Source organism: Demequina sp. NBRC 110051, from assembly GCF_002090055.1.
Lineage (GTDB): Bacteria > Actinomycetota > Actinomycetes > Actinomycetales > Demequinaceae > Demequina.
The window spans coordinates 1-12,974 of record NZ_BBRH01000010.1 but is presented as its reverse complement, the minus strand read 5'-3'; the positions used below and the strand labels follow the sequence as shown (position 1 = coordinate 12,974).

At 69.2% G+C, this 12,974-nt stretch carries 11 protein-coding genes; 6 read left to right on the top strand and 5 right to left on the bottom strand.

Annotated features, from left to right (window positions below; genetic code table 11):
• Positions 1 to 26: 26 nt before the first annotated feature.
• The 3 genes from B7K20_RS04800 to B7K20_RS04790 are packed head-to-tail and all read right to left on the bottom strand — an operon-like array spanning position 27 to position 5,249.
• Positions 27 to 896, bottom strand: a complete 870-nt coding sequence (locus B7K20_RS04800; RefSeq protein WP_084101119.1) for a hypothetical protein — start codon at positions 894 to 896, stop codon at positions 27 to 29.
• Complete coding sequence (locus B7K20_RS04795) at positions 893 to 3,907, bottom strand: bifunctional [glutamine synthetase] adenylyltransferase/[glutamine synthetase]-adenylyl-L-tyrosine phosphorylase (protein WP_084101117.1); 3,015 nt, start codon at positions 3,905 to 3,907, stop codon at positions 893 to 895. Before B7K20_RS04795 ends, B7K20_RS04800 begins: the two co-directional genes overlap by 4 nt.
• Positions 3,908 to 3,914: 7 nt before the next feature.
• A complete protein-coding gene (locus B7K20_RS04790; protein ID WP_084101115.1) occupies positions 3,915 to 5,249 on the bottom strand; it encodes a glutamine synthetase family protein in 1,335 nt (444 codons plus the stop codon).
• A gap of 85 nt (positions 5,250 to 5,334) precedes the next feature.
• On the opposite strand from B7K20_RS04790, the gene B7K20_RS04785 reads away from it, so the two are divergent.
• From B7K20_RS04785 to B7K20_RS04775, 3 genes are read left to right on the top strand one after another with little or no spacing between them, the layout of a single operon-like run.
• Positions 5,335 to 6,990 (top strand): NAD+ synthase, encoded by a 1,656-nt coding sequence (locus tag B7K20_RS04785; RefSeq protein ID WP_084101113.1) that lies wholly within the window; start codon positions 5,335 to 5,337, stop codon positions 6,988 to 6,990.
• Between the two features lie 53 nt (positions 6,991 to 7,043).
• A complete protein-coding gene (gene panB / locus B7K20_RS04780) occupies positions 7,044 to 7,844 on the top strand; it encodes a 3-methyl-2-oxobutanoate hydroxymethyltransferase (RefSeq protein WP_084101111.1) in 801 nt (266 codons plus the stop codon).
• Positions 7,845 to 7,894: 50 nt separating this feature from the next.
• Positions 7,895 to 8,569, top strand: coding sequence for an SDR family NAD(P)-dependent oxidoreductase (locus B7K20_RS04775; protein ID WP_084101109.1), 675 nt, complete (start codon positions 7,895 to 7,897; stop codon positions 8,567 to 8,569).
• A 14-nt stretch (positions 8,570 to 8,583) separates the two neighbouring features.
• Here the strand turns inward: B7K20_RS04775 and B7K20_RS04770 are convergent, their stop codons facing one another.
• Complete coding sequence (locus B7K20_RS04770; RefSeq protein WP_084101107.1) at positions 8,584 to 8,772, bottom strand: hypothetical protein; 189 nt, start codon at positions 8,770 to 8,772, stop codon at positions 8,584 to 8,586.
• Between the two features lie 31 nt (positions 8,773 to 8,803).
• On the opposite strand from B7K20_RS04770, the gene map reads away from it, so the two are divergent.
• Positions 8,804 to 9,685, top strand: a complete 882-nt coding sequence (gene map, locus B7K20_RS04765; protein ID WP_084101106.1) for a type I methionyl aminopeptidase — start codon at positions 8,804 to 8,806, stop codon at positions 9,683 to 9,685.
• Positions 9,682 to 10,512, top strand: coding sequence for a polyphosphate--glucose phosphotransferase (gene ppgK, locus B7K20_RS04760; RefSeq protein WP_084101104.1), 831 nt, complete (start codon positions 9,682 to 9,684; stop codon positions 10,510 to 10,512). Before map ends, ppgK begins: the two co-directional genes overlap by 4 nt.
• A gap of 16 nt (positions 10,513 to 10,528) precedes the next feature.
• Here ppgK and B7K20_RS04755 read toward each other — a convergent pair whose 3' ends face one another.
• Complete coding sequence (locus B7K20_RS04755) at positions 10,529 to 11,965, bottom strand: O-antigen ligase (RefSeq protein ID WP_084101102.1); 1,437 nt, start codon at positions 11,963 to 11,965, stop codon at positions 10,529 to 10,531.
• 413 nt (positions 11,966 to 12,378) lie between these two features.
• Here B7K20_RS04755 and B7K20_RS04750 point away from each other — a divergent pair, with 413 nt between their 5' ends.
• A complete protein-coding gene (locus B7K20_RS04750; RefSeq protein WP_084101100.1) occupies positions 12,379 to 12,972 on the top strand; it encodes a GNAT family N-acetyltransferase in 594 nt (197 codons plus the stop codon).
• Positions 12,973 to 12,974 lie beyond the last annotated feature (2 nt).

The window sequence follows — 12,974 nt, the reverse complement described above, 5'->3', positions numbered from 1 at the left end:
TGGATCCCTCCGGTGGTGGTCCCAGGCTAGCGGCGCGCGACAGCCTTGCCGAGCCCCGCGGCGACAAGCGCGGCCACCAGCGCGACGGCACCGATGGTCATCGCCCTTTGAGTGATCTGCGGCGCGGCATCCTCGGTGATGACCGCCGCCCACAGGGTGCCGAGGGTCCCCTCCTCGCCTCCCGGAAGGATGCCCATCACTGCAGCGGGGTCGACGAACCTCACCATCAGCCCGAAGCCGAGCGTCAGGACGCCCACGGCACCCAGCGCCTTGGCAATGAACCACCGGCGCCGGTGGCTGACGAGCATGCCTACCGCGAGCAGCGCGAGGCCCGCCCACAGGCCCCAGTCGGCAAGCCACCGCATCGCGCCGTAGGTGGCGCGGACGTCCTCGAACGTGTCGGCCTCGATCACGGCGATGGGCACGGGCGCGAGCGCGACATCGGGCGCAAGCGCGCCGACGGCCGGGACGTCATCGATCCGCGCGTTGACCACGTCGGAGACGTCGACGGCGAGGGTGAACGGCGCGGGCTCGCGATCGGGCTCGGTCAGGGCGAGCGCGAAGCGCTCCTGGGCGTCATCGGCGGCGGCTACCATCGCGTCCTCGAATTGGGGGGAACGCACGGCGCCGTCGACCACGTCGCGCACCTCGTCGTCGAGTCCGACGGCGCTCGGGTCGATGCCGCGCTCGGACAGACTCGCCAGCACCTGATCTTGTGCGCCCTCAGAGATGTCGGTGACGACGCCGGGCATGGTGAACGCGGTGCGCGTGACGGCGCCTAGCGCCGTACCCTCCTCGACCGCTCGCACCACCAGCCCAGAGGCTGCCCATCCAAGGATCGTGAGGGCCCCTGCGAGGATGCACAGCGCGGAGATGAGCGTGCGCAGCGCCCTCACTCGGTGTCCGTCCATCCGAAGAACACGCGCTCGGTGACGCCGCGCGCGCGGCGGGTGACCCTCTCGTAGCGGTCGGCCAGCTGAGCACCGGAGAGCCGCAGGGACAGGATGCCCGCAAGCACGCTGAGCTCGCGGGAGTCGCCCGGCAGGACGTCACGGTCGCGCGTGCGGCCCCTGAGCGCGATCGCTCCTCGCAGGTCGGTAGCGAGGCGCCAGGCCTCGGCGAGCACCGCGGCGTCGGCGGGCGCAATCAACTCGGCCTCGCTCGCCGCATCGAGTGCGGCCAGCGTGCGGGTCGTCTTGAGCGCCGGATGGGCGTGCGCATGCTCCAGCTGCAGCCGCTGCACCGACCATTCCACGTCGCTGAGGCCCCCCGGGCCCAGCTTGAGGTGACGGCGCGGGTCAAGGCCGCGCGGAAGCCGTTCGGACTCCATGCGCGCCTTGAGGGTGCGCATCTGCCGCAGCGCCCCCGTGGGCAACTGGGGCGGGTAGCGGACCGTGTCGATCATGTCGACGAAGGCGGCGGCCAGGTCCTCGTTCCCGGCGCACGGGCGTGCGCGCAGCAACGCCTGCGCCTCCCACGGGTCGGACCAGCGGCCGTAGTACTCGGTGCAGCTGGCGAGCGAGCGTGCGAGGGGCCCGTTCCGGCCCTCGGGCCGCAGGTCCGCGTCGATCTCCAGACCCGGTTGGCTCGACACGGTTTGGAGGAGCTTGCGAATACGCTGTGCGACCTTGACCGCCAGTTTCTGTCCGTCGTCGACCGGTTCCGCGTCTGGCAGCGCATCCCAGACGAACTGGACGTCGGCATCGGACGTGTAGCCCATCTCGGACCCGCCGTAACGACCCATCGCGACTACCAGGAAGCGGATGGGCAGGGCGTCGAGTCCCGCCTCGCGAGCGACCTCAGCCGTCGCGATGCGCACCGCGCCCTCGATGAGGACATCGGCCGCGTCAGAGACGGACGAGGCCGCCTCGACAGGCGTAATGAGGCCCAGGACGTCGGCCGATGCCACGCGCGCCAGTTCTCGCCGTCTCAGCCCCCTGAGGGCGGTGACGCACTGGTCGGCGTCGTCGCTGCGGCGCAGGATCGCGTCCGCCTCCGCCCACAGCCGCTCGCGCGAGCGCGGGGCGAGGTCGGCGTCGTTGTCGAGCCACGTGATGGACTCCGCCGAGGCGAGCAGGGCATCGGTGACATACGCAGAGTTCGACAGCAGTCGCGCCAGGCGTTGGGCGGCCGCCGCGGAGTCGCGCAGCAGCTTGAGATACCACTGCGAGTCCGCGAGGTTCTCCGAGAGCTTCCGGAACGCCAGCAGACCGGCATCGGGCTCGGCTCCCTGCGCGAACCAGCCGATCATCGCGGGCAAGAGCTGGCGCTGAATCGCGGCGCGGCGGCTGACCCCCTCCGTGAGCGCCGCGATGTGACGCTGCGCGGCCTGGGCGTCGTCGAAGCCCACGGCGGTGAGGCGCGCGCGGGCGGCCGCGTCGTCGAGCCTGGCCTCGTCGGCACTGAGCGAGGCGACCATGGGCAGGATGGGCCGGTAGAACATCTCGAGGTGCATGGCGCGCACGTCTCGCCTGATGTCGTGCCACACCTCGTCCATGTATTCGAGGGTGGCGAAGCCGGAGGCGCGCGCGAGAGCGCGGCGCCCGTCCTCGTCGTCGGGCATCAGGTGGGTGCGCTGGAGCTTGCGCAGCTGCAAGCGGTGCTCCCACACCCGCAGCTGGCGGTACGAGCGCTCCATCTTGGCCGCGTCCGCGCGGCCCACATAGCCGCCGTCGCGCAGCGCCCTCAGCGCCGTCAGGGTCGTGCGAGAACGCAACGTCTCGTCGTGGCGACCGTGCACCAGCTGCAGCAACTGCACGGTGAACTCGACGTCGCGCAGGCCGCCGGCTCCCAGCTTGATCTGCCGGTCGGCGACCTCGGCGGGCACGTGCTCCTCCACCCGGCGACGCATCGCCTGCGCGCCCTGGACAAAGCCGTCGCGCTCCACGGCCTGCCACACCATGGGCTGCATCGCGTCGACGTAATGCTCACCCACCTCGCGGTCGCCTGCGATGGGACGCGCCTTGAGGAGCGCCTGAAACTCCCACGATTCGGCCCAGCGCTCGTAGTAGGCCTTGTGGGCGGAGACGTTGCGCACCAGCGCACCGTCCTTGCCCTCGGGGCGCAGGTTGGCGTCCACCTGCCACAACGGGGGTTCGGCGCCGGGCCGATCGCAGGCGCGAGAGGCGGCGGCCGCGAGCCGGGTGGCCACCTTGAGAGAGTCGTGGTCGTCGACGCCTTCTGCCGGCTCGGCCGCGAAGATCACATCGACATCGGAGACGTAATTGAGCTCACGCCCGCCGCACTTGCCCATACCGATGATGACGAGCCGCGTGCGCTCATGGTGCGGCTGGTCCGCCCGCGCGATGGCCAGCCCGGCCTCGAGCGCTGCTCCCGCGAGATCGGCCAGCGCAGCACCGACCTCGGGAAAAATCGCCGGCGGGGTCGCGTGGAACAGGTCCTCTGCCGCCACGCGCATCAGCTGGCGGCGGTAGGCGACGCGCATGGCGCTGACGCCCTCGTCCCCCGAAAGGGCCGCTACCGGGGCGTCGCTTGTCGGGTCGGCGCCCACCGCTTCCAGCAGCGCGGCGCGAAAGTCGACGGCCGTGAACGATTGCCCCAGGGGCCACGACGCGAAGTCGGCCACGTATTCGGGGTGACGGATCAGAAAGTCGCCGAGCGCGAGGGAGCCGCCGAGCACCACGGAGAGCCGCGCCCCAGCCTCGCTGTCGCGCAGGGACACGAGGTCATCGAGCCGCCCCGCGTCGCGCGCCGCCTCGGCAAGCCGGAGCATCTGCAGCAGGCCCGCGTCGGGGTCCGCGAGATAGGACAGTGCATGGGCCGGGTTGTCGATCGTCGCACCGGTGATCGACTCGATCTGGGCGATCAAGTCCAAGGCGCGTGTCGCATCGGCCACCCCCGCCCGGCGCAACAGGGCGGACGGGGAGGCCTCGCGAGAACCGGGCACGGCGACCCTAGAGGACGGGCAGGTACTGCTCGAGCTCGAAGGGAGTGACCTGTGCGCGGTACTCCTCCCACTCGGCCCGCTTATTGCGCAAGACGAAGTCGAACACGCGCTCGCCGAGGGTCTCGGCGACCAGCTCGGAACGCTCCATGGCCTGGATGGCCTCCGACAGCGACGACGGCAGCGGCTCGTAGCCCATCGCCTTGCGCTCGGCGTTAGACAGCTCCCACACGTCGTCCTCGGCGCCCTCGGGCAGTTCGAGGCCTTCCTCGATGCCCTTGAGGCCCGCGGCAAGCAGGACCGAGAACGCAAGGTACGGGTTTGCCGCCGAGTCCATCGCGCGGTACTCCACGCGGGTCGACTGGCTCTTGCCTGGCTTGTGGATCGGGATCCGCACCAGCGCCGAACGGTTGTTGGAGCCCCAGCACACGTACGACGGCGCCTCCGCACCGCCCCACAGGCGCTTGTACGAGTTGACGTACTGGTTGGTGATCGCGGTGATCTCGGGCGCGTACTTCAGCAGGCCCGCGATGAACTGGCGCGCCACCGGGGACAGGTTGTGGTCGGCGCCCGCCTCGTAGAACGCGTTGCGGTCGCCCTCGAACAGGCTCATGTGGGTGTGCATACCCGAGCCCGGGCCGTTGAACAGCGGCTTGGGCATGAAGGAGGCAAAGATGCCCTGTTCGAGCGCGACCTCTTTGATGACCGTGCGGAACGTCATGATGTTGTCCGCCATGGACAGCGCGTCCGCGTAGCGCAGGTCGATCTCGTTTTGGCCGGGGCCGGCCTCGTGGTGCGAGAACTCCACCGAGATGCCCATCGACTCGAGCATCGTGATCGCCTCGCGGCGGAAGTTGTGCGCGGTGCCACGCGGCACGTTGTCGAAGTAGCCGGCCTTGTCGACGGGCTTGGGGGCCTCGCCAGGCTCGGGCTTCTCGAGCAGGTAGAACTCGATCTCAGGGTGCGTGTAGAACGTGAAGCCCTGCTCCGAGGCCTTGTCCAGCGTGCGCTTGAGGACCTGACGCGGGTCGGACAGTGCCGCCTCGCCGTCGGGCGTCTGGATGTCGCAGAACATGCGGGCTGCGCCCTGACGCGCGCCGCGCCACGGCAGGATCTGGAACGTCGACGGGTCCGGGATGGCGAGCATGTCCGCCTCGTACACGCGCGTCAGCCCCTCGACGGCCGAGCCATCGAAGCCGATGCCCTCGTTGAAGGCGTTTTCGAGTTCCGCGGGCGCGATCGCCACCGACTTGAGCACACCCAACACGTCGGTGAACCACAGCCGGATGAACCGGATGTCCCGCTCCTCGACACTGCGGAGCACGTATTCCTGCTGCTTGTCCATGGGCCCATCCTGCCCTATCCACGTGACATCCGCGTAACGCCTGGCACGCGCGTGGCGCCCGCACCGCGGCGGATAGGGTTGGCGCATGGCTGACCTCCGCATCGCCCTCGCCCAGGTCAACCCCTGTGTGGGCGACATTGCTGGTAACTCCGCGCTTATCCGCGAGCAGGTGCGTGCGGCCGATGCCGCCGGCGCTGGCCTGATCGTGTTCCCCGAGATGGTGATGACCGGCTATCCGATCGAGGACCTCGCGCTGCGCGGGAGCTTCCAGCGCGCCGCGGCGGCCGCAGTGGCATCCCTGGCCGCCGATCTCGCCGCGGAGGGCCTGGGCCACCTGACCGTCGTGGTGGGCACGCTCGGTGTGGCCGCCTCCGGACGGCCGTTCAATCAGGCCGCGGTGCTGCGTGGCGGAGAGATCATCGCCCGCTACAACAAGCACCACCTCCCCAACTACGGCGTCTTCGATGAGCGGCGCATCTTCGCCCAGGGCGAGGACCCCTGCGTGGTGGACGTCGACGGTCGGCGCGTCGGCATCGTGATCTGCGAGGACATCTGGGTCGACGGCGGCCCCGTCGAGCAGGTCGCGCAACAGGGCGTGGACCTCATGGTCGTCCTCAATGGCTCGCCCTTCGAGGAGGGCAAGGGACGCGTGCGCACGGACCTTGCCCGCCGTCGCGCGGCCGAGGTCGCCGCTCCCCTCGCGTACGTCAACCTGTGGGGCGGCCAGGACGACCTCGTCTTCGATGGGCACTCGTTCATCGTGGGCGCCGACGGCGCGTGGCTGGCGAACGCTCCCGGCTTCGAGGACGCGCTGCTCACCTGGGATCTTCCGGCGGCCGATGCCGTGGCTGGGGCGGGCGTGGCTCACCAGGGCGAGGTGGTCGAGTTTGCGACGGATACCGAGCAGGTCTACCGGGCCTGCGTCACGGGCCTGCGGGACTATGTCGTCAAGAACGGCTTCCGCTCGGTCATTTTGGGGATGTCCGGCGGCATCGACTCGGCGCTCACGGCAGCCATCGCGGCCGACGCGATCGGCGGCGAGAACGTGGTCGGCGTGTCCATGCCCTCGTCCTTCTCGTCCGAGCACTCCAAAGACGATGCCGCCGACCTCGCGAAGCGCCTGGGCGCCGACTATCGCGTCGAGCCCATCGCGGCGATCGTGGACGCCTACCAGCAGCAGTTGGCGCTCACCGGTGTGGCCGAGGAGAATCTGCAGGCGCGCGTGCGCGGCGTGATCCTCATGGGGATCTCCAACCGCGAGGGCCACCTGGTCATCGCGCCGGGCAACAAGTCCGAGCTCGCCACCGGCTACGCGACCATCTACGACGCGGGCTCCATTGGCGGCTTCGCTCCCCTCAAGGACGTCGACAAGTCCCGCGTGTGGGAGCTGGCGCGCTGGCGCAACGCGGCCGCCGCCGCCCGTGGCGAGGTCGAGCCCATCCCCGTCAACTCGATCGAGAAGCCCCCGAGCGCCGAGCTCCGGCCCGGGCAGACCGACCAGGATTCCCTGCCCGCGTACGACCTGCTCGACGAGGTTCTCGACGCGTACGTCGAGCACGCCGAGGGCCGCGAGGAGCTGCTCGCCCGCGGCTTCGACGAGGCCGTCGTCGACCGTGTGCTGCAACTGGTGGACCGCGCCGAGTGGAAGCGCCGCCAGTATCCGCCGGGCCCCAAGGTCACCGCACTCGCGTTCGGCCGCGACCGACGCCTGCCCATCACGAGCCGCTGGCGAGAGGTGTAGCCAGGCCCACCACGGCATCGGCCGCCCCTCCTGTGCGGCCTAGAGTGGAGACCATGAAGAAGGTCAGGATTCACCACTTCGCCGAGATGAAGAAGCGTGGCGAAAAGATCACCATGCTCACGGCGTACGACTACGCGACCGCGAAGTCCTTTGACGCCGCCGGCGTGGACATGCTGCTCGTGGGTGACTCGATGGGTGACAACGTCCTCGGCATGGAGTCCACGGTTCCGCTCGAGCTCGACGAGATGATTCCGTTTGCCCGCGCGGTCGCCCGCGGCGCCGAGCGCGCCTTTGTGGTGGCCGACCTACCGTTCGGCACGTACGAGGTCTCCCCCGAACAGGCGGTCGCGTCCTCGATCCGCATGATGAAGCTCTCCGGCGCCCAGGCCATCAAGTTCGAGGGCGGCCGCCGGATCGCCGCGCAGGTGAAGGCCGTGACCGATGCGGGCATCCCCTTTTGCGGCCACCTGGGCTTCACGCCGCAGTCCGAGAACGCCCTGGGAGGTCACCGGGTCCAGGGCCGCGGCGAGCAGGGCCTTAAGGACCTTATCGCCGATGCGCTCGCGCTCCAGGAGGCGGGCGCGTTCGCGGTCGTGCTCGAGATGGTCGTCGACGGCGCCGCTCGCGCGGTGACGGAGGCTCTCGACATCCCTACGATCGGCATCGGCGCCGGCTCCGGCACGGACGGCCAAGTACTGGTGTGGCTCGATGCGCTCGGCGTGGGCGACTGGCACCCGCGCTTCTCGCGCCAATTCGCGGCCGTGGGCCAGGCCATGACCGACGGCGCGGCGAACTACGTCGCGGCCGTCAAGGGCGGGGAATTTCCCGCCGCCGAGCACACGTTCGACTCGTAGTCCCCACCCACGCTGCTCGCGCATCGACGCGCGACGGACAAGGAGGAATCATGCCCACTCTCGCCATCATCGGAGCCGGTCCCGGACTCGGTGCCGCGGTCGCTCGTCGCTTTGGGCGCGAAGGATTCTCGGTCGCCCTCATCGCCCGCGACGAGGCCAAGCTCGATGAGCTGGTCGCCGAACTCGGCCACGACGGCGTCCAGGCGCGTCCGTACCTGGCCGACGTGCGCAACGGCCGTCAGCTTGAGGCCGCGTTGGCGGCCGCTGCAGAGGAGCTTGGCCCCATCACCGCCCTGCAGTACAGCCCGCTGCCCTCGCGCGACTACCTCAAGCCGGTGCTCGACACGGACCCCGCGCTCGCCCTTGAGGCGCTGCGCTTTTCCGCGCTGGGACTCATGCATGCCGCGCGTGCGGTGCTGCCCGCCATGCGCGAGACCGGCGACGGCTCGATCATCCTCATCAATGGCGGCACCTCGGTGAAGTCGCGCGCGGGCTTCGCCGGCACGTCGATCGCGTTCCCCGCGGAGACCGCGTACGGCGAGATGCTGCACGAGGCGCTCACGGACGAGGGCATCCGCGTGCGCCAGCTGGTGATCCCCGGCGCGATCCCCAAGCTGCAGCTCGACAACGGGATCGACGATGTCGCGGAGCGCGTCTGGCAGTTGCACGCCGTTCCCGGCGAGTTCCGCGACATGCTCATCCCTCTCGAGGACGGGCGCGAGTAGCCGCGCTGAGGGCCCTACGACCCCTCGCGCCACTCCTTGTCGTCCTCGTCCCAATCCTTGGTGCGCTGCGCGGCCTTCTCGAGCGCCTGCTCGGCCTCCGTGCGCGTCGGGTAGGGCCCCATCAGGTTCTCCCACGAGCTGCGCTTGCCCTCTTCGACCTCGCGCGTCTTCGTGTTGAACCAGAACTCGGTTTCGCTTGTCATGTCTGCTGCCTCCATGAATAGACTGCCAGGTATGAGCCCCGTGCGCGAGAACATCAGCAAGGGCGTGGTGTCGCCGTGGAGGGACGTCCCCAAGGGCATTGCCCGCCCCGAGTACGTGGGTCGCAAGCGAGCGGCGTCATGGGACGGCGGCGACGTGCACTCCCCCGAGACCATCGAGAAGATCCGCATTTCCGCAAAGATCGCCGCGCAGGCGCTTGCCGAGGTGGGTCGCCACGTTGAGCCTGGCGTGACCACCGATGAGCTGGACCGCATAGGCCACGAGTTTGTCCTGGACCACGGCGCCTACCCCTCGACGCTGGGATATCCGGGTGCCGCCGGTCGCCCGCCGTTCCCGAAGGCGCTGTGCACGTCCGTGAATGAGGTCATCTGTCACGGCATCCCCGACTCGACCGTGATCGAAGAGGGCGACATCGTGAAGGTCGACATCACGGCTTATCTGAACGGCGTGCACGGCGACAACTGCGGCTCGTTCATCGCCGGCGAGGGATCACCCGAAGCCAAGCAACTCGTCGAGGTCACGCACGAGGCGATGATGCGCGGCATCAAGGCCGCGCGCGTGGGCCGCGAGGTCAATGTGATCGGCCGCGTCATCGAAAAATACGCGACCCGGTTCGGCTACGAGTCGGTGCGCAACTACACGGGCCACGGAGTGGGTCCCGCCTTCCACACGGGCCTGGTCATCCCCCATTACGACGCCGCGCCGTACCACGACGACGTCATCGAACCCGGCATGGTCTTCACCGTCGAGCCGATGCTGTGCATGGGCTCCGAGGAGTCCGACGAGTGGGATGACGGCTGGACCGTCACGACGAACGACGGCTCGTGGGTCGCCCAGTTTGAACACACCATTGTCATCACTGAGGAAGGCCCGGAGGTCCTGACACTGCCATGAGCAAGCACATCGCACTCGGCGTCGACATCGGCGGCACCGGCATCAAGGCCGCCCCCGTCAACCTCAAGACCGGCGAGTTCACCCAGGAGCGCTACCGCATCCCCACCCCCGACCCCGCCACACCGGAGGCCATTGCGAAGACCGTCGCGAAGTGCATCGCGCGCTTCGAACCGGGCCGCAAGACTGCGGTGGGCGTGGCCTTCCCTGGTGTGGTCCAGGACGGCGTGGTGAAGACCGCCGCGAACGTGGATGACTCGTGGATCGGCACCAACCTGCGCCAGATCATTCGGGACTACTCCGGCCATGACGTCTATGTGCTCAACGACGCCGACGCCGCGGGCTTTGGCGAACACCACTTTGGCGCCGCCCACGGCCGCGACGGATCGGTGCTCATGACGACGCTCGGCACGGGCATTGGCACCGCGCTGATCGTCAACGGCACGCTGGTGCCCAACCTCGAGATGGGCCACATCCTCATCGACGGCCAGGACGCCGAGATCATGGCGGCGGAGTCCGCCCGTGATCGCTTTGGCCTCGACTGGGAGGGTTGGACCAAGAACCTCCAGAAGTACTACTCCGAGATGGAGAGGCTCCTGTGGCCCGACCTCATCATCGTGGGTGGTGGGGTGTCGAAGTCGCACCACATGTTCCTGCCGAACCTCACCCTGCGCGCACCCATCGTGCCCGCGGAGCTGCGCAATGGAGCCGGCATTGTGGGCGCGGCAGCCTTCGCGCACGAGTCGTTCCAGCGCGACGAGGCCAAGCGCAAGGCGGCCGATAAGGCCGACAAGAAGGCTGAGAAGAAGGCCGCGGCCTCCGCCCGCTAAACGCAGCGGGGCTCGATCAAGCCTCGCTGGAGTCGTCAGGGCCGCGCGCCGCGCGCCGGCGACGGCGGTGCCCCGGCAGGGGCCGCACCGGACCCACCGTGCGTCGCGGCACCGGCTGCCCGGCACCGGTGCGGGCCAGGCGCGGCGTGCGCGGTGTGATGGCCACCATGCCCGGCACCATGCAGGTGAGGGCCACCAGGAGGTACCAGCCACCCTCGACGAGCAGGCGGGACTCCGAGAGGGCCTGCGTGCCGAGCGCGGCGATGAGCAGCACCCAGCCCACGGGGATCCACGACGAGTTCTTCTCGCCGCGCTGGACCACGCCCCAGGCCCTGAAGAACACAGACGCGACGAGGAACACCAGGATCACTAGACCCGCGACACCGAGCTGCAGCCAGGCATCGAGGAAAGCGTTGTGGGCGTGCGTGGCGCGCTCTGTGGTCTCGTCGACGACTGTCGAATAGGGCTCTGCCCAGACGGGCCAGTAGGCGACGAACCCCCAACCCTCGACGCGCTCCGAGGCAATGTCGATGACGCGTGACCAGATCTCGGTGCGATTGGTGAGGTCGGAGTCGCGATCGAGCATGCTGAGCACGAGGTCCTTGTAGCGCAGCGCGAACCAACCCGCGAGGCTCGCCACGCCCAGGACGTACATGGAGAGCTTGGCGCGTGCATGGGTGTCGGCGGCGCGCACCACGACGGCGCAGCCGAACAGCACCGCCACCACGAGCCCCATCACGGCGACGGTCGCGGATTGAGTGAGAAGCAGCACCGCAGCGGACGCCGCGAGCGTGATGAAGGCATTGCGCCTGCTCACGCGACGCTCCAGGTACAGGATCAGCGCGAGGATGGCCGTGAGGAGCGCGATCGCTGCGAACGGGTTGCGGTTGCCCACAAAGCCTTGGATGGGGCCGCCGTCGATGAGGTTGTTCTCCGACCACAGGAACGGTGACGAACTCTCGTCCAGCCCCGCCATCGCGTCCAGATCGCCCACCAGGGGGCGCACGGCGTGATGGACATACGCCGTGACATACAGCTCGAAGCCAATGCCGAGCAGGAGCGACCATTGCAGGCCCCGGTACAGCAGTTCAAGGAATCGCGACGTCCCGAATTGCTGCACGGTCACGATCGCGCAGTATGTCGTCGCGATCGTGACAATCGAGGCCAGAACCGTCACGGTGGGCGTCGCCGACCAGATCGCGCTCACCGCCGTCAATGCGACGAAGGCGAGGACCACCACCGAGAGCTTCATGCGCGCGGCGGACGGCCGGAAGGCGATGACGACCGCCGCCACCGTCACGAGCGCCAGCACGCCGTACAGCGCCATGCCCAGCAGGTATCGGAAGCCCTGCCCCGACATCAAGAACACGATCGACCACACCGCGATGGCGTCCTGCCCGCGCGCAGAGGTCAGCCACGAAACGGCTGCCTTACGGGCGGTCAGGGTGCTCATGTCGCGTCCTCCTCAGGGCATGATGCGAGGGATTGGGGTGGTCGGCGAGGCGACATTGGACGCGCGATCGCCGGCGCGAGAAGTGACACGCGCGGACGAGACCTAGGCCCGAGTGTACCCGCGGGCCGTCAATCGCGCACGAATTGTCTGGTAAAGCGGGCGATGCGGGTCGGTGATCTCCTCGTGGAGTGGCGGCAGAGCGGCACGAAAATTCCTCGCGAAATCCTGCGGCGTGGCGTGACAAGATTCGCCCATTCGTGACATGATGGTGCAGATGCGTGAATGGCGCGCCGCTTCCCCCCCGATGCGAGCTGCGCCTCGATGGCATCCGACCCCGGTGTCGCTAGCCCCCCTTGCGACGCCGGGGTCGTCTCATGCCTGGCCCCGGGCGCGTCGCCCGCTAGCGTGTGCGCATGTCCTTCTCCGACTCCCCCACGCTGATCCACGACCTGGCACGCCTTGAGCCGCTGAGTCAGGCTCACTCGAGCAACCTGGCCGATGCGGTGGTCGCCGGCAATCTGTGGCGCACGTGGGTCACGTCGGTCCCCTCGCCCGACCAGATGAGCGACGAGGTCGCGGCCAGGATCGCGCGGCAGCGGGCGGGCGAGATCGCCGCGTGGGCCATCGTCGACCCGCGCAGCGATAGAGCCGTCGGCATGACGACGTACCTGCACCTCGACGAGCCCAACCGCCGCCTCGAGATCGGCTCCACCTGGATCGGGCGTGAGGTCCAGGGCACCGGCGTGAACCCGGCGGCGAAGATGCTGCTCCTCAGCCGCGCCTTCGAGGACCTGGGCTGTCACGCGGTCGAATTCCGCACCCATTGGCACAACCACCAGTCCCGCGCCGCCATCGCACGGCTGGGCGCCAAGCAGGACGGCGTCCTACGCGCGCATCAGGTCTGGAGGGACGGCACTTTGCGCGACACGGTGGTGTTCTCGATCATCGCGGCGGAGTGGCCCGCCGCGCGCGCGGCCCTCGCCGCCCGGCTTGAGCGCCGCCTCTAGGT